The sequence below is a fragment of the Paenibacillus ginsengihumi DSM 21568 genome (assembly GCF_000380965.1).
GTDB lineage: Bacteria > Bacillota > Bacilli > Paenibacillales > NBRC-103111 > Paenibacillus_G > Paenibacillus_G ginsengihumi.
Window position 1 is genome coordinate 44,715 of the sequence record NZ_KB905555.1, and the last position, 16,986, is coordinate 61,700.

At 60.5% G+C, this 16,986-nt stretch carries 17 protein-coding genes; 11 read left to right on the plus strand and 6 right to left on the minus strand.

Annotated features, from left to right (window positions below; genetic code table 11):
• Window positions 1-57 precede the first annotated feature (57 nt).
• Complete coding sequence (pepF, locus tag F591_RS0106305; protein ID WP_019533745.1) at window positions 58-1,848, plus strand: oligoendopeptidase F; 1,791 nt, start codon at window positions 58-60, stop codon at window positions 1,846-1,848.
• Between the two features lie 244 nt (window positions 1,849-2,092).
• Here the strand turns inward: pepF and F591_RS0106310 are convergent, their stop codons facing one another.
• The 4 genes from F591_RS0106310 to F591_RS0106325 form a co-directional block, all read right to left on the minus strand.
• Window positions 2,093-2,650 carry a DJ-1/PfpI family protein gene (locus tag F591_RS0106310; protein ID WP_019533746.1) on the minus strand — a complete coding sequence of 186 codons (558 nt, stop codon included), beginning with the start codon at window positions 2,648-2,650 and terminating at the stop codon, window positions 2,093-2,095.
• A 208-nt stretch (window positions 2,651-2,858) separates the two neighbouring features.
• A complete protein-coding gene (locus F591_RS31265; protein ID WP_019533747.1) occupies window positions 2,859-3,008 on the minus strand; it encodes a hypothetical protein in 150 nt (49 codons plus the stop codon).
• A 205-nt stretch (window positions 3,009-3,213) separates the two neighbouring features.
• A complete protein-coding gene (locus F591_RS0106320; protein WP_019533748.1) occupies window positions 3,214-3,594 on the minus strand; it encodes a glyoxalase superfamily protein in 381 nt (126 codons plus the stop codon).
• A 50-nt stretch (window positions 3,595-3,644) separates the two neighbouring features.
• Window positions 3,645-4,985 (minus strand): hypothetical protein, encoded by a 1,341-nt coding sequence (locus F591_RS0106325; RefSeq protein WP_019533749.1) that lies wholly within the window; start codon window positions 4,983-4,985, stop codon window positions 3,645-3,647.
• A gap of 250 nt (window positions 4,986-5,235) precedes the next feature.
• Here F591_RS0106325 and F591_RS0106330 point away from each other — a divergent pair, with 250 nt between their 5' ends.
• Window positions 5,236-6,291, plus strand: a complete 1,056-nt coding sequence (locus tag F591_RS0106330) for a CobW family GTP-binding protein (RefSeq protein WP_019533750.1) — start codon at window positions 5,236-5,238, stop codon at window positions 6,289-6,291.
• A gap of 300 nt (window positions 6,292-6,591) precedes the next feature.
• Window positions 6,592-7,068, plus strand: a complete 477-nt coding sequence (locus F591_RS0106335; protein WP_019533751.1) for a Fur family transcriptional regulator — start codon at window positions 6,592-6,594, stop codon at window positions 7,066-7,068.
• Between the two features lie 120 nt (window positions 7,069-7,188).
• On the opposite strand, the gene F591_RS0106340 is transcribed toward F591_RS0106335, so the two are convergent.
• Entirely contained in the window at window positions 7,189-7,968 is a 780-nt protein-coding gene (locus F591_RS0106340; RefSeq protein WP_019533752.1) for a sulfotransferase domain-containing protein, read from the minus strand.
• A gap of 3 nt (window positions 7,969-7,971) precedes the next feature.
• Complete coding sequence (locus F591_RS27500; RefSeq protein ID WP_019533753.1) at window positions 7,972-9,390, minus strand: glycosyltransferase family 4 protein; 1,419 nt, start codon at window positions 9,388-9,390, stop codon at window positions 7,972-7,974.
• A gap of 564 nt (window positions 9,391-9,954) precedes the next feature.
• Between F591_RS27500 and F591_RS0106355 the strand changes: the two genes are divergently transcribed.
• The 8 genes from F591_RS0106355 (at window position 9,955) to F591_RS0106390 (ending at window position 16,806) form a co-directional block, all read left to right on the plus strand.
• Window positions 9,955-11,049 (plus strand): sulfate ABC transporter substrate-binding protein, encoded by a 1,095-nt coding sequence (locus F591_RS0106355; RefSeq protein WP_019533755.1) that lies wholly within the window; start codon window positions 9,955-9,957, stop codon window positions 11,047-11,049.
• Between the two features lie 27 nt (window positions 11,050-11,076).
• Window positions 11,077-11,916, plus strand: a complete 840-nt coding sequence (cysT, locus tag F591_RS0106360; protein WP_019533756.1) for a sulfate ABC transporter permease subunit CysT — start codon at window positions 11,077-11,079, stop codon at window positions 11,914-11,916.
• An 18-nt stretch (window positions 11,917-11,934) separates the two neighbouring features.
• On the plus strand, window positions 11,935-12,822 hold the full coding sequence (cysW, locus tag F591_RS0106365; RefSeq protein ID WP_019533757.1) for a sulfate ABC transporter permease subunit CysW: 888 nt from the start codon (window positions 11,935-11,937) through the stop codon (window positions 12,820-12,822).
• 5 nt (window positions 12,823-12,827) lie between these two features.
• Window positions 12,828-13,889, plus strand: a complete 1,062-nt coding sequence (locus tag F591_RS0106370) for a sulfate/molybdate ABC transporter ATP-binding protein (RefSeq protein ID WP_019533758.1) — start codon at window positions 12,828-12,830, stop codon at window positions 13,887-13,889.
• Between the two features lie 96 nt (window positions 13,890-13,985).
• A complete protein-coding gene (locus tag F591_RS0106375) occupies window positions 13,986-14,819 on the plus strand; it encodes an alpha/beta hydrolase family protein (RefSeq protein WP_019533759.1) in 834 nt (277 codons plus the stop codon).
• A 28-nt stretch (window positions 14,820-14,847) separates the two neighbouring features.
• Window positions 14,848-15,048 carry a YezD family protein gene (locus tag F591_RS0106380; protein WP_019533760.1) on the plus strand — a complete coding sequence of 67 codons (201 nt, stop codon included), beginning with the start codon at window positions 14,848-14,850 and terminating at the stop codon, window positions 15,046-15,048.
• Between the two features lie 172 nt (window positions 15,049-15,220).
• A complete protein-coding gene (gene ssuE, locus F591_RS0106385; protein ID WP_019533761.1) occupies window positions 15,221-15,793 on the plus strand; it encodes an NADPH-dependent FMN reductase in 573 nt (190 codons plus the stop codon).
• A complete protein-coding gene (locus F591_RS0106390; RefSeq protein ID WP_019533762.1) occupies window positions 15,790-16,806 on the plus strand; it encodes a sulfonate ABC transporter substrate-binding protein in 1,017 nt (338 codons plus the stop codon). Before ssuE ends, F591_RS0106390 begins: the two co-directional genes overlap by 4 nt.
• The last annotated feature ends 180 nt before the right edge of the window (window positions 16,807-16,986 follow it).

The following is a 16,986-nucleotide window of genomic DNA, read 5'->3' on the forward strand; positions in this document are numbered from 1 at the left end:
ATGAACCATTCGTTCGTCGCGGGCGTCCAATCAGCAGAGAGGAAGTGGCTAATCGCGATGAGTGTTGAGCCTTTGCAGCGTTCGGCTGTAGCGAAGGACGAGCAGTGGAATTTGCAGCATATTTATGCCACTGCGAAGCAGTGGGAGGACGATTACCGCCGGGCGGGGTCCCTGATCGACCAGGTAGCGGGATACAAGGACAGGATCGACAGCGCCAGCGCGCTGCTGGCCTTTCTGGAGCAGGAGGAAGAGCTGGGCTTTCTTTACGAAAAGCTGTTTGTGTACGCTTCCTTGAAGCTGGATGAGGATACCCGGGTGACGGAGCATCAGGCGCGAGTGGACAGAGCCCGCAGCCTTGGGGTCAAAATCAGCAGCGCGACCTCGTTTTTCAGACCGTATCTGCTTAGTCTGGACAAGCAGACGCTGGACGGCTACATCGCGCAAGAGCAGGGGCTGGAATACTTCAAGAAAGAACTGTACGATCAGTTCAAATACAAGCCACATGTGCTCAGCAAGGACAAGGAGGAGGTGCTCTCCCAGCTGGGGGAGGTGATCTCTGCGCCGAAGACGATTTTCGGCATGATCAACAATGCGGATATTCAGTTCGGCGAAGTGACGAACGAGCAGGGCGAGAAGGTCGCGCTTACCCGCGGCATGTATATGCGCATTCTGGAAGGTCGCGACCGCGAGCGCCGGCGGGAAGCGTTCAAGGCTTACTACAAGCCGTATGTCGGCTTGAAAAACACGATCGCCAGCACGCTGGCCGCCTCGGTGAAAAACAACGTGCTGTTCTCGCGGATGCGGGGCTACGATTCCCCGCTGCACCGCTCGCTGTTCGCCGACGACGTGCCGGTCTCGCTGTACGACAATTTGCTGCAGACGACGAGAGAGCACATCGCCCCGCTGCACCGTTATATGGCTTACCGGAAGCAAAAGCTGAACGTGGACGAGCTGCGGCTGTACGATTTGAGCGTGCCGCTGGTGGACGACTGCGAAGTATCGATTCCGTACGAGCAGGCGTACGAGACGATGCTGGCGGGGCTGGCGCCGCTCGGGGGCGAGTATCTCGATATTTTGCGCAAAGCAAAAACGGCCGGCTGGATCGATGTCAGGGAGAAGCAGGGCAAACGGTCCGGCGCTTATTGCTGGGGGCCTTACGGCACCCATCCTTACGTACTGCTCAATTACAACGATACGCTGGATAGCATGTTCACGCTCGCTCACGAGATGGGGCATGCCCTTCATTCGTATTTGTCGGACGCGAATCAACCGAGAATTTCGGCGCAGTATAAAATTTTCGTCGCTGAGGTTGCCTCGACCGTCAACGAGACGCTGCTGATTCGCCATCTGCTGAAAGAAACGACGGACGAACCGTTCCGCCGCTATCTGCTCAATCATTTCATCGATACAATCAAAGGAACGTTCTTCAGCCAGGTCATGTTCGCCGAATTCGAGAAGCTTGTGCACGAGAGGGCGATGAACGGGGAGGCGCTGACGGCGGATGCGTTCAGTGAAATATACGAAGCCTTGTTCACTGCCTACAACGGAGAGCTGGTCGCGCTCGATCCCGAGGTCAAGTACGGCTGGTCGCGCATTCCGCACTTCTACAACGCCTTCTACGTATACAAATACGCGACAGGCATCGCGTCGGCCGTCAGCATAGCCGGACGCATCCTGGAGGGAGACGAGGAAACGACGAAAGCGTATATGACTTTTCTGAAAAGCGGAGGCTCCGAGCCGCCGCTGGAGCTGCTGCGCGGCGTCGGCGTCGATCTCCTGAAGCCGGAGCCGATCCGCGACCTGCTGTCATTGTTCGACGATCTGGTCCGGCAGCTGGAGGAGCTTTAGGGCACGCCGCACCCTACCTGATTGTTCAACCGCATCGTGCTCCATCTTATGCTACATCAGCAAACGGCGCAGCATCCCTGCAATTAGGGACGCTGCGCCATTCGTATGGAGATGACCAACATGGTAATGCAGGGCGGCTAATACTTAGCTTATTCCGAAATGATAGAAAGCAGCATAGTATATTTGCTAGATTGCGAGCCTAAAAAAGGCCGCTCATTGCGCCGACAGCTGCGAATACGGCTTTCTATGCCTTCAGCAGCTTGAGAAACTCCCTCATGAACCCGGGCAAATCCGGCCAGGCATGACCCGAGACGATATTGCCGTCGACGCACAGCGTCTCCTTGGAATATTCGGCGCCCAGCGCTTCGACATCCGGCCGGCAGGCGGAGTAAGCGGTCATCGTGCGCCCTTCGAAATATTTGTTGTTCTTAAGCGCGTTCAGCACGAGCGCGGCGTGGCAGATGGCCCCGACCGGCTTGTCCGTTTCAAAGAAATGGCTCACAATCCGCGGCACGTTAGGGTCGATGCGAATGTACTCGGGCGCTCTGCCGCCGGGAATGATCAGGCCGTCGTAGCGGGCCGGGTCGACGTCGGCGAAGGAGAGATGAGCTTCGAGCTGATACCCGGGCTTTTCCGTATACGTGTCCCAGCCCTCGAAATCGTGAACGACAGTGCGCAGCACTTTTTTCGAAGGAGCTGCGATGTCGGCTTCGTAGCCTTCCTCTTGCAGGCGGTAATACGGGTAGTATACCTCGAGCGATTCGGCGGCGTCTCCGGTAATGAGCAATACTTTTTTGGACATACGGCACACTCTCCTTGGAAAAAAGGATGTTAAATTTTTAACACGCAGGCGACGACCGATGACGAAGGCAATGCATGCCACAGGCTGTCATAGCCGTCTATTTCATTGTGCAGGATCGCTTGAGAATTGTAAATGAGGAGATTTTGTGGAAAAATGACGAAAAAAGTCCCCCGCCCCAAAGGGGCGAGGGAAAGCGTCCGCCGCAGCTTCAGGTTTTGGCAGGCTTGCTGGCGGCTTTTTCTTTTTTCGACAGCTTCCGGACCTTGCTTCGTCTGCTCAGCTTGTAGTAGTATTTGCCGTCGGCGCTTCGGAGTAGGTGGCATCCGAACACGCGCAGCACGCTAGTGTAATAAGCCATCCCGAACACCTCCTGCTTTCATGTTGTATATGTATGCAGGGGGGCGATTGTCCTAGACGCCTCATCTTGAAAATTGCTGTAGAGCAAATTTTCAACACCGCGGCAGACCCGGGAATTTGGCGGTATCCGCGGGTCGAATTTTCAACTTTCGCAGGCGACGGCCGCTGACCGAAGGAATCGCTCAACATCGGTGTCTATGATCGCATCAGAAGTTATTCTCGTAAAAGACGAGGCGGTTGCCGAACGGGTCGGTGAGCCGCACCTCCCTGGTGCCCCAAGGCGTCTGTTCCAATCCGGGGCGGGCGTAGGCGTAGTTTTGCGCCAGCAGGCCGGCGTGAAGCTCTTCGATCCGCTCCGTCTCGATGCGGACGGCCGATCCCGGGCAGCAGTCGCCGTGGTGCTCCGACAGATGCAGCCGCACGCTGCCGCGGGATACTTGCATATAGAGCGGGAATCCGGGCTCGTGACGGTGCTCCCAATCGACGTCGAAGCCAAGAAACTGCACGTAGAATTCCTTCGCCTTCACCTCGTCGAACATGCGCAAAATCGGGGTTAACGATGTCATAGTGGCGGCTACATTCGTCATCGATTTATCGCTCCTTTATATGGTCGTTGACCTGCCTGTTTCCCGGCGGCTTAAGACAGCGCGGGCACGACGATGCGGCAGTCGGATACATTGGCCGGACAGCCGCTTGCAAGCCAGCGGTCGGGCGTATCCCGAACCCCGCGAATATGCGCGGCGAACGCAGCGTCAGGAAAATGCTCCGAATATAGCGTCACCGATTGGCCGTCGGCGGCGGCACGCAGGTCGGGAAGGAGAACCGGCTCCCCCTGCAGCGAACGGAAGCGGTAGTGCTCCGTCTGCTCCGCCGAAGCGCCGTCGAGCCGCTTGTTGAAGTCGATGCGCACGGCGCCGCTGGCGAGCCGGGCCGCCGCCAATGCCCGGGGCGGCTCCTCGTACATCCATCCGCCGATGGAATATTCGTAGGCGGTCCAGGAGGCGTAGCCGAGCGATGCCGCCGCTGCGGCGAACCGCTGCATCCAGGCTGCGCTTCGCCGCATGGAACGCAGCGAGCCGATATCGGTCTGCAGCGCGAGCGGCAGCTTAGGATATTGGCGGCGCAGCGGTTCGACGAACGGGCGATACCGCCGGGCGTAGTCTGCCGGCAGACGCTGGCGCGTCCAGTCGGGCCAATGAGTCTGCAGCATGTGCAGGTCGGGCCGCACGGCGGCGATCATCTCTGCGGCGTCGATGCCCTGCAGCTCGCGAATGGCGCGGGCCGGGTCGCGGCCCGCATCGATGGCGATGGACCAGGTGGCGATGCGCAGCTCCGGCCGCGCCTCGCGAACGCCGCCGGGGCCGTTCACGATGCGGTCGAGAAAGCGGTTGACCGCGCGGACGCGGAATTCGACCCAGACGAGATAGCGGCCCCGGTCTTTCTTGTAATAGGCCGGGGAGGTGCGGTGCACGAATTCCGGCGGAAGCATTCCGCTGTAGGCGCGGAATGCGGCCTGCGCCAGCGGGCCGACATCCCCGTACACGCCGGTGGACAAGCCGTTCCACTCCGGGAAATAGGCCTCGGCAATTTCCAGACCGTCGAAAGGATGCTCTTCGACGAGACGGACGAGGGCGCGCCGCTTCCAATCCAGATAGCCCTCGCTGTGCGGGGAGAGGCGGGTGTAGTCGTCCTTGGGCGGCTTCAGCAGCTCCATGCGCCAGCGCTCCCAGCCGGCCGGCAGATGATCGGTGGCATATGTGCCGTTGCCGAGCGTCATTGCCCAGACGAACAAGCCGTGGCGCTTCAGCGCCTCCACCAGCCGTCCGTCCACCCGGTCCTCCCGCGTCACGAAATAGCGGACGGAGCGATATCCGGCCTGCTTCAGCTCCCTGGCCACGCTGTCCGCCGAGCGGTCGCGGTAATAGGCAAACGTCGGATCGATTTGAATGGATGGGCCGAGCCATGCTTCTTCTCGCAATCGTTCTTCACCGTCCCTTGCAGGCTGGGCTAGGTTCGGACGCTGCCGAACCTAATTGGCCGTTGTCTTCATGGTAACGGGATCGGAGCTTGGACGCAACCTGATTTTGCCAGATGATGCGCAGGTTTATTTGACCAAATGATACGCGGATTTAATAGTAATTATTACTGTTAATTTGACAAAACGGGAAGTTCAGGGGTACAATTTTAGGCAGGAAACGAAAGCTCATCGACGAGAAAGCGGTGCAATCATGAATACTCCCGTTCCTGTCCACATACTTTGCGGTTTTTTGGGAAGCGGCAAGACGACGCTGCTGACCGCCGCGCTGGATTATTATACATTGCAGGGCAAGAAGCCGGCCGTGCTGATGAACGAGCTGGGCGACGTCAATCTGGACGGCATGCTGGTGAACGAGGCGGTGCCGATGTCCGAGATGCTGAGCGGCTGCATCTGCTGCACGATCCGCGGCGATCTGGGCATGGAGCTGAAGCAATTGATCGACGAGCACCGGCCTGACGTGATTTTTGTGGAATGCACCGGCGCCGCCAATCCAATCGAGATTTTGGACGGCGTGACCGATGCCTCGCTGCTGACTGAGCTGGAGCTAAAGACGGTCGTCACGGTCATCGACGCGGGGCAGCTGTCGGAGCGCTCCCGGACATCGGCAGGCAAGACGTACCGGCTGATGCAGGAGCAGATTCGCTGCGGCACGCGCCTCGTGCTCAACAAGAGCGATGTCGTGACGCCGGAGGAGCTGAGCCGGCTGGAACAGCTGATCCGCGGCTGGAATCCGGATGCGCCGCTCGATGCGACGGTCCGCTGCGCCATCGACCTGTCCTTTTTTGAGCGGGGCGGCCGCGTCGGCGCGGCGGAACCGGAAGCGGGGATGCGCGAGATGGCATCATGCGGCTGCGGTCACAGCCATTCGCACGGCGGGGAAGGGGAGGAAGCCTGCGGGCTAGCCGGGGGAAATGCCGGGCCGGAGCCTTCCGGCCAGAAGCGTTCCGACCGCGAGCAGGCCCATCATCATTCGCACGATCACGTGATGGTGTATACGCATTACTTCGATCGGCCGATCGACAGCGAGCAGTTCGAGGCGCTGGTCGGCTCGCTTCCCCCGGAAATTTTCCGGGCCAAAGGCATTTTGCGCTTCACGGACACGGCCGGCCCGTTCCTGTTTCAGTACGCCTACCGCGAGATGGATTTCGTCCGGATCGCTCCGAAGCAGGAGGTTCCGCATGTGGCCGTATTTATCGGCGAGCGGTTCGACCGCCAGGCGCTTGCGGAACGGCTGTCCGCGTTGTAGCCAAGGGCGGCGCGGCTCTCGCTCCGGACGCCGCAGCTCGCTTAAAGCGGTCCGGCTGAAGACGGCGAGCCGGGAACAGGAGCGGCTTGCCCTTGGCAGGAGTGACCGGGCCGGGAACAGGAGCGGCTTGCCCTTGGCAGGAGTGACCGGGCCGGGAACAGGAGCGACTTGCCCCTGGCAGGGGCGACCGGCCCGGGATAACGTCCGGCCTTAAAGCCGCACGAGACGGGCTCTATTGACTATTCATCCCCGCTCGGGCATGATTAACTTAATTTCAAAATGCACAAAAGAGGGAGTCCTATGACGAATCACAACCATGATCGTGAGCATGATCATGAGCATGACGTGCAGACGACCGTTCAAGATATTTTGCGGGCGATGTCGGCCCAGGGCTGGAGGATCACCGACCAGCGCAAGACGCTTGCGGCGCTGTTCGCGGAATCAAGCGGGTACTTGTCCCCGAAAGACGTCTACGACCATATGCGGCAAAAATACCCTGGCGTCAGCTTCGATACGATCTACCGCAACCTGCGCCTCTTGAGCGAGATGGGGGTGCTGGAGCAGTTCTACTTGAACGACGGACTGAAATTCCGCGCCCGCTGCCGGACCCGGCATCACCATCACATGATTTGCCTGCAGTGCGAGAAGACGATCACGTTCGAGTTTTGCCCGATGTCGCATATGGACCGTCTGCCGTCCGATTTCAGGGTGATGAACCACCGCTTCGAAATATTCGGCTACTGCGGCAGCTGCGCTTCCGAAGCTCCGCATTCCTGATTCGCAGCAGCGCGGAGGATGCGGCGGCTGCGCACGCGCCGGTTGCGTATACAACAACTCACAGCGAAGGACCCGCAGCGCATTGTCGCGCGTGCACGGGTCCTTCGGCTTTTGTTGCAGTTACCAGTGCAAGTCCTTCTCATAGCCCAAATAAATAAGCAGATCGCCGGCCAACTCCTTGAAAGCAAGCTTATGCGCTTCGCCGAAATGCCGCTTCCACAAGCCGGGCCCATCTGCTGTCCCGTCCGGCAAGCGGAGCGGAGCAATGCTGCTCATAGCCGATTCCGCCAGCTGCTCCATAGCATGCTTGGACAGCGCTGTTCCTTCCAGCACATATTCGATCGCTTTCGCAATACACTCCCGGCTGCGCGCCGTCCCGCACACCAGCTCCTCGTAGCGAACGGCATGCGTGCCGTCATCCTCCATCCATTTCAAATAGGGCATGTAATGGCTGACGATATCGCCGTATCCGAGCGAAGCGTGGCCGTATCGTTCGGCAATTTCCCTGGTCTCGTAAAAGCCGGCGATGAGCATCATCAGCCGCTTCCCGTCGTCCTTCACATGCTCCGCAAAATAACGGCCATGCGGATGCGCATTGTGCGGATCGGTCATGTACTGCGCAATCGATACGATCATATCGCGCGGATCTCTGAAAATAAAGAGACGGCGAATCCGCCTTTCGTCCAGCTGCCGCTTCAGCTCCGGGCGGTAGGGGACATGTCCGCAGCAAATGTCTCCCGGACTCATCTGCCCGAAGACCGCATGCAAATCGTCCTGCCACGGATCGAGCCAACGGGGCGTTCCCATCCGCAGCAGCCCCGCAGCCAGCGGGCCCGCCAGATGCAGCCCGCTTTGGGCCGTTCCATTCACGAACAGTTTGGGCGCTTGCTGCCGTTCCATCGCTTAGTCGCCTCCTGTCTGCAGTCGCTTAAAGAAAAGCGGGTCCGGTATCGTATAGCCGACGGGCAGCTTGCCCGCAAGCTCGCTCCATTCGCGGTTGAAAAAAACGGTGCACGTCTCGAACCGGAACAAGTCGGCCGGCATACGTCCGGCGCGTCCGCCGGGCCGGGCTTCTGCGGCATCGGCAAGCTGCGCAGGCTGCGGCGGTGGATCGGCGTGCCGCTGCGCCGCGATGGCCTTCTCGTACACTTGCAAGGTGCGCCCGCCGAGCCGCTTGACGGACCATTGCCGCACGCCGTACGCTTTGGCCTGCTCGCCCAGCCGTCGGCGAAGCTGCGCGTCGCCGAGCGCCAGGCTTAGCTTGCGGGCCAGATCGGCGCCGTTCGCCTTCTCGAACAGCAGGCCGGTCCTGCCGTGCTCGATCATTTCGGGAATGCCGCCGCCATTCGAGGCGACGATCGCTTTGCCCGCGATCTGCGCTTCCATTACGGCATGCGGCAGATTGTCCTCGATGGAGGGCATAACCATCACGTCAGCCAATTTCAGGAGCGCGGGCACATCGGAGCGGTTGCCTGTGAACACGACGCGGTCCGCCACCCCCTGCTCCCGGCAATACGCCTCCAGCTCGCCGCGCAGCGGGCCATCGCCGACGATCCAGCACATGAAATCGTCGCGGCTCTCCTTCAGGATGCCGAGCGCGGCGATCAGCGTCGCATGCCCCTTCTCGACGCCGAGCCGGGCCGGGCAGAGGATCACGAGCCGGCCGGATGCCGGGGGCACCGGAGACTCCGGCGCGTCGTTCATGCGGCCAAGGAATGCGCCCGCATCCATGCCGTAAGGGACGACGGCCGTCAGCTTCGCGGCGGGCACGCCGAAGCTGTGGCGCAGCTCGTCCCACAGCCAGCGGGACGTGGCGATCACGCAGTCGGCCGAAGCCGTCCCGTAGTGCTCCTCCGCCGCGATATATGACCATCTCAGGCCGCTGGTGTCAGTTGCCTCTCCGGAAAGCCGGTGCACGCTGGCCAGCAGGCCTTGCAGCGTATAGATGAGCGGCACGCGGGCCGGCTTGACGCGGCTTAAGGCGCGGGTCGAGACGATATCGTGAGTATGGATGATATCATACGCCTCCAAATCGAAGCACGCCGCCGCCAGCTCGAACGTATACCGCTCGATCTCCCGCATCCGAATCCAATGATCGACATGCGGCAGCTCGCGGTCATAGTATCCGTTAATTTCGCCGTACACGTTGTCCCTGAGCCGCGATTTGACGATCGACCGGCCATCCCGGCCAGGGTCGCCGCTCTGCACATGCAGCCGCCGCATGCCGGAATCGTGAGCCAGCAGGTCGACCCGGTGGCCGCGGCGCTCCAGCTCTTTTCTCAGCAATTGGAGATAAGTATTGACGCCGCCCACATGCGGCATAGGCCAATAAGTCGCTAGCAAAATGTTCAGGCGAATCCATCTCCTTCCTGCAGCCGGCAAGGCTTGCCCTATATCGTATGCCGGACGATTCTATAAGGTTATCAACGCTCCGCTCATTTTTCATAGACTTCTATGACGAGCGGAGCCTTCGTCATCGGTCGTCACCTTCGGTGCCTGAAAATTCGCCGGAGGGTTCCGTCCTATTTTTCAAGATAGCGTTTGTCGCCAGCGTTGCAGATTCGGAAGCTTCGATGGGAGAGCAGGAAGGGCGGCTTAGGAAGGAGCAGCGGGCTTAATTTCTTTTTGACAAAATGCATCCGATTCGTTGACAGAAATGCCCATAGGCTAATATACTGCGAACTAATAAAACCGAGTATGCGCATCGGAAATAATGGTAACTGGTCCACCGGATATACCGGAGACGGGTTATGCCGCTGATTGCCGCAGATGACGGCGATGAGCCCGATTTCATACTTGCCGGACCCTTGTTCCTGCCGGCGGAACGGATGCGGTCCACCATCGCTTACGAGCTTACTTCATCCATTACAAGGGGAGAATAGAAAAATGAACCATTCCTTATCTGCAACACTTCGCACGATTGGCAAACGGGCCTTCCTGCCGCTCGTCGCGGCTTCTCTGCTCTCGCTGACCGCTTGCGGTGGCGCTGTGAGCGGCGGCGATGCGACTCCGGCTGCGGGAGGCGGCCAGACGCAGGCGAAGCCGGTCGAGCTGCTGAATGTGTCATACGATCCGACCCGCGAGCTGTACCAGGAATTCAATCAGGCGTTCGCCGCCCATTGGAAGGAGAAAACCGGTCAAACCGTCGCTTTCAAGCAATCGCACGGCGGCTCGGGCAAGCAGGGGCGCTCGGTCATCGACGGTCTGGAGGCGGATGTCGTCACGCTGGCGCTGGCCTACGACATCGATGCGATCCAGGAAGCGGGACTGCTGCAGGAGGGCTGGCAGAGCAGGCTGGAGCATAACAGCTCGCCGTATACGTCGACCATCGTATTTCTCGTGAAGAAGGGCAACCCGAAAGGGATCAAGGATTGGGACGATCTGATCAAGCCGGGCGTGCAGGTGATCACCCCGAATCCGAAGACGTCGGGCGGCGCCCGCTGGAACTATCTCGCCGCTTACGGATATGCCTACAAGAAGAACAACAACGACGAGGCCAAAGCGAAGGAGTTCGTAGGGCAGCTGTTCAAGAATGTGCCGGTGCTCGACTCCGGCGCCCGCGACGCGACGACGACGTTCGTGCAGCGCGGCATCGGCGACGTGCTGCTGGCCTGGGAGAACGAGGCGTTCCTGTCGATCAAGGAATTCGGCGACGACAAGTTCGAGATCGTCGTGCCTTCGGTCAGCGTGCTGGCGGAGCCGCCGGTCGCCGTCGTCGACAAGGTGGTCGACAAGAAGGGGACGCGCGAGGTGGCCCAGGCGTATCTTGAGTATTTGTATTCCGAGGAAGGCCAGACGATCGCCGCCAAAAACTATTACCGTCCGCGGCTTGCAGCCGTCGCGCAGAAATTCGAAAGCCAGTTCCCGAAGGTCAACCTGTTCACGGTGGACGACGAGCCGTTCGGCGGCTGGCAGAAGACGCAAAAAACGCATTTTGCCGACGGGGGCGTATTTGACCAAATCTACAAGCCGTCCAATTGAGCGGAGCGGCAGGGAGAGTAGAAGCGTATGACCGCAAAAGCTTGGAAAGAGCGCAGTATTTTACCCGGATTCGGACTGACGATGGGTTTTACTGTCCTGTACTTGAGTTTGATCGTGCTGTTCCCGCTGTCGGCCGTCTTCATCAAGACGTCGGGAATGACATGGGAGCAGTTTTGGCTGACGGTAACCGACCCCAGAGTTTTGGCGTCGTACAAAGTCAGCTTCGGCACCGCCTTGGGCGCGGCGCTGATCAATGCCGTTTTCGGCTTTGTCGTCGCCTGGGTGCTCGTGCGCTACTCGTTCCCGGGGCGCAAGCTGATCGACGCACTCGTCGATCTGCCCTTCGCCCTGCCGACGGCGGTGGCGGGCATCGCCCTGACTACGATCTATTCGCAGAACGGCTGGGTCGGCAGCTTGCTGGAGCCGTACGGCATCCGCATCGCGTTCACGCCGCTTGGCATCATGCTCGCCTTGACCTTCATCGGCATGCCGTTCGTCGTCCGCACGCTGCAGCCCGTCATTGAGGAGCTGGAGAAGGACGTCGAGGAGGCGGCCGTCAGCCTCGGCGCAGGGCGCTGGCGCACGTTCCGCCGGGTGATTTTCCCGCAGCTGCTGCCGGCGCTTCTCACCGGATTCACGCTGGCCTTCGCCCGCTCGATCGGGGAATACGGCTCCGTCGTCTTCATCTCCGGCAACATGCCGATGAAGACGGAGATCGCGCCGCTCATGATCATGACGAAGCTCGAGCAGTACGACTACGCCGGCGCAACCGCTGTCGCTCTGGTCATGCTCGTCATCTCGTTCCTGCTGCTGCTTATCATCAACTATTTGCAATGGCGGGCGAACCGCCATACGCAGACCGCATAGGAAGGAGAGAACGACATCATGGCCGGTTACGTAACGACTGCCGTCAAAGCCGCCCCGAAGGCGGCCGCGAGGCCCCGCCATATCAGCGAGCCGCGCGCCGTGCAGTGGATATTGACCGCTGTCGCGCTGCTGTTTCTCGGTTTTCTGCTGGTGCTGCCGCTCGTATCGGTGTTCGTCGAAGCGTTTCGCAAAGGCGTCGAGGTGTACACCGCCGCATTGACCGAGCCGGACGCCCGGGCGGCGATCCGCCTTACGCTGACCGTCGCCGCCATCTCCGTGCCGATGAATCTCGTCTTCGGCTTGGCGGCCGCCTGGGCGATAACCAAGTTCCGCTTCAAGGGCAAAAATGTGCTGATCACCTTGATCGATCTGCCGTTCGCCGTCTCGCCAGTCATTTCCGGCCTCGTCTATGTGCTGCTGTTCGGAGCGCAGGGATGGTTCGGGCCGTGGCTGCAGGAACACGATATCAAAATTATTTTCGCGCTGCCCGGCATCGTGCTGGCGACCGTCTTTGTCACTTTCCCCTTCGTCGCGCGGGAGCTGATTCCACTCATGCAGGCGCAGGGCACGCAGGAGGAGGAAGCGGCGGTGACGCTTGGCGCAAGCGGCTGGCGCATCTTCTGGAAGGTCACCTTGCCGAGCGTCAAATGGGGACTGCTGTACGGCATCATTTTGTGCAACGCCAGGGCGATGGGGGAATTCGGCGCCGTCTCCGTCGTCTCGGGGCATATTCGCGGCGAGACCAATACGCTGCCGCTGCATATTCAAATTTTGTACAACGAGTACAATTTCGCCGGCGCATTCGCGGCCGCTTCGCTGCTGGTGCTGCTCGCGCTCGTCACGCTGGTCGTCAAAAGCGTGGTCGAATGGAAATATAACCGGGAACATAGCCGGAAGGGAGAATGAGCTCTATGCATATTGTTGCCGAACACTTGACAAAAAGCTTTGGCCGCTTCCAGGCGACCCGGGACGTCAGCTTCGAGGTGGAGAGCGGGAAGCTCGTCGGTCTGCTGGGGCCGAGCGGCGGAGGCAAGACGACGATTTTGCGGATGCTCGCCGGACTGGAGGAGCCCGATTCCGGCGTCATTCGTTTTGACGGGCGCATAGTCAACCAGCAGCCTCCCCGCGAGCGGGGCATCGGCTTTGTGTTTCAAAACTACGCCTTGTTCCGCCATATGAGCGTATGGGATAATATCGCCTTCGGGCTGACGGTGCAGAAGCGAACGAAGGCGCAGATCAAGGAGCGTGTCGGCGAGCTGATCGAGCTGACCGGCCTAAGCGGGCTGGAGCGCCGGCTGCCGCACCAGCTGTCCGGCGGCCAGCGGCAGCGGGTCGCCTTCGCCCGGGCGCTGGCGCCTGAGCCGCAGCTATTGCTGCTCGACGAGCCGTTCGCGGCGATCGACGCCAAGGTTCGCAAGGAGCTGAGGACGTGGCTGAAGGAGACGATTGCCCGGGTCGGGATTACGACGATCTTTGTCACGCACGATCAGGAGGAGGCGGTCGAGGTGGCCGACCGGATCATGATCATCCATCAGGGCCGGCTCGAGCAGCACGGCACGCCGCTCGACATCTACAAGCACCCGCAGACGCCGTTCGTCGCCGGCTTTATCGGCGAATCCGTGCAGCTGGACGACGCCTCGCGGCTGAGAGGCTTCGCGGAAGACGCGCCGGCAAGCGCCAGGGCGATCGTTCGGCCGGAATTTCTCGAGATCGGCCGGCAGGCGGAAATTTCGCATCCGTCCGCGGCCGAGCGGGGCACCGTCGCCAGCGTCTATTTCCGCGGCACGTACTGGCAGGTGGAGGTCGAGACGGAAGCCGGCCGGCTGCTTGGCCACCGCTCGCTGGAGCAGCCCGAGCTGCATCCCGGCGACGAGGTGCTCGTGCTTATACACCGGCTGTACCTGTACAACGATCAGGGCCACAAGACACTCGAAAATCGGCTGAAATTCGATCCGCTTCCGGTGCATATTTAACTTGGGGGGAAGCATCCGGCCGGGCCGGAGGCCGATTACCGAAAGCCGCCCTTCGCTTTCATACTTTTTTAACGTTAAGAAAGGGGATAGTGGTCCATGGAGCATGCGATAACGATTCGAAGCGGCGATACGAATTTGGCGGCGACGCTTCATTATCCGGAGGAAGACGCCGGGAATAGCTCGCCAGCGCGGCAGGAGCGGTATCCGATCGTCATCGTTTGCCACGGCTTTGTCGGCAACCGGATCGGCGTCGACCGGCTGTTCGTCAAGGCCGCCCGCGAGCTGAGCCGCCATGGTTATATGGTGCTGCGGTTCGATTACGGCGGCTGCGGCGAAAGCACCGGCGACTACGGAGCGGGCGGGCTCGATGCGATGATCGAGCAGACGCGCCATGCGATCGACTACGCGCTGGACATCGACTGCGTCGATCCGCAGCGTGTCATACTGCTTGGCCACAGCCTCGGCGGCGCGGTTGCGATTCTGACCGCCGCGCGGGACAAACGGGTCCGGACGCTCGTGCTGTGGGCGGCGGTCGCCCATCCGCTGAGCGACATCATCAAGATTACCGGCCGCAAAGTATATGAGGACGCGCAGAAGAACGGCGCGGCGGACTATCTCGGCTACCGCTTCCAGCCGGCGTTCTTCGAATCGCTGGCCCGCCATCAGCCTTACGAGCAGCTGCGCAAATTCAACGGCGACGTGCTGCTCGTTCACGGCACGAACGATCAGGTGATTCCGACGGATTACTGCTTTTTGTATCAAAAGCTGTTCTGGATGAGGCACCAGGGACAGTGCGACAAAGAGGTTATTTTCCAGGCGGACCATACGTTTTCCACTGCCGATGCGACGGGGCAGCTGCTGAAGGCGACAAAGGATTGGCTGCAAAATATCGACCGGCGCAGAATCGAATGGAACGACTGGATCATATAACAACGACCATTTCCGGGAGGGACGTCAAATGGCTAAGCCGCTTCGCGTTGACGAGTTATGGAATGACCGCATCGTTCAAAGCTTGAACGGATTGGAATACGGCAGCGTCCAAATTGTCGTGCATGACGGGCGCATTGTGCAGATTGAGCGGACCGAACGCAAACGGTTCGAGGCCGAAGCGGCGCGCAGGAATGCGGCGAACATTCAGCCGCGCAGCGCGTCCAACTGAAGCTGGGCTAAGGTCGACCGGAACGCCGGAGACTTCCCGCAGAGCCGGAGCTAACTTCGCAAGAAGACAGGCTCCCTGCGCGAGGTCTCTTTTTTGTTAGTTGGAACGGTCGCCTCGTCGTTAGGCGAGTTGCCATTCATTAAACATACTATTCACAGGGGAGATGTAGGTTATGCCTTATATCGCTGCAATTTCAGGAAGCCCGACGGAGACGTCGCGGCTGAACGGCCTTTTGCACGAGATTCGACACGCTGCTTTGTCCGCGGGATGGACCTATAACGAGATTCAGGTTCGCTTGCTGCCGCCGGAAGATTTGATCTACGCCCGTTTTGACAGTCCGGCCATTGTGGAAGCGAACCGGCTTGTGGCGGAAGCGGATGCGGTCGTTGTGGCGACTCCGATCTACAAGGCCTCCTATACCGGCGTACTGAAGACGTTTCTCGATCTGATTCCGCAGAAGGGGCTGGAAGGCAAAATCGTTCTGCCGCTGGCCATCGGCGGCACGATCGCGCACCTGCTCGCGCTGGACTATGCGCTGAAGCCGGTGCTCGCCGCGCTCGGCGCAAGGCACATTGTCTCCGGCGTCTATGCGCAGGAGTCGCAGGTGACCCGCCTGGAAGGAGGCGGCTTCGCGCTGGCGGACGACCTGGCGGAGCGGCTGCGGGCGGCGGCGGACGAATGGCTGGCCGCCGCGGGCAGAGCGGCTTCGTTCCGCGCGGCGGCGAAGGAAGGTGCCGCCGGATGAGCCGGAGACGCAGCCGCCAGCGGCGGCTCGGGCTATCCTGGCTGCTGCTCGCCGGCTTGACGCTCCTCGCCGCCGGCTGCGGCAGTTCCGCCGCGCCCGACGGGGATGCGGCTAACAAAGCGGCCTCCGGCGGGGCCAAGGAGGAAGCGAACGCTGTCCGCATCGGGTATCAGAAATACGGGACGGTCAATTTCCTCCGGGCGCAGGGCAAGCTGGATCAGCAGCTCCAGGACGCCGGCTATACGGTCTCTTGGACGGAATTTCCCGGCGGCCCCCAGCTGTTGGAGGCGCTAAACGTCGGCAGCATTGATATCGGCCATACGGGCGAAGCGCCGCCCATCTTCGCCCAGGCGGCCGGGGCTCCGCTCGTTTATCTTGCGCACGAGCCGCCAAGCCCGCGCGGCGAGGGGATATTGGTGCCGGCTTCGTCGGACATTCAGAGCGTCAAAGATTTGAAGGGCAAAAAGGTGGCGCTCAACAAAGGCTCCAACGTGCATTATTTGCTCGTCAAGCTGCTGGAGGCGGCCGGGCTGTCCTACGAGGATGTGGAGACGGCTTTCCTGCCGCCGGCCGACGCCCGGGCCGCTTTCGAGAGGGGCAGCGTCGATGCCTGGGTCATCTGGGACCCGTTCTACGCGGCAGCGCAGAACGGCGCGAAGGCGCGCATCCTGGCCGATGGGGAAGGGATCGTATCGAACCACGAGTTTTATCTGGCTTCCCGCACCTTTGCCGAGCGGCATGGGGATGCCATCGAGCTGCTGCTGGATGAGCTGGAGCGGGTGGACGCATGGGCGCAGGCGAACCCGAGGGAGGCGGCCGAACTTCTCGCTCCGCAGCTCGGTATCGATGCCGATTCCCTGGAGCTGGCCGGAAAACGCAGAGGCTACGGCGTGCAGCCGATGGACGACAAGGTGATCGCCGAGCAGCAGCTGATCGCCGACACGTTTCACAGGCTCGGCCTCATTCCGAAGGCGATTGAGGTGCGGGATGCCGTGTTGAAAAAGGATAACTAGTCTTCGTTAAGAGACTCCTATGACGGCCGATTCCTTTTGTCATCGGTCGTCACCTGCGGGGTTGAAATTTTGTCGGCGGGTTATCGCCAAATTTTCAAAATAGACGCCTATGACGAACGACTCCTTCGTCATCGGTCGTCACCTTCGGTATTGAAAAATTCGTCGGAGGAATCCCGTCCA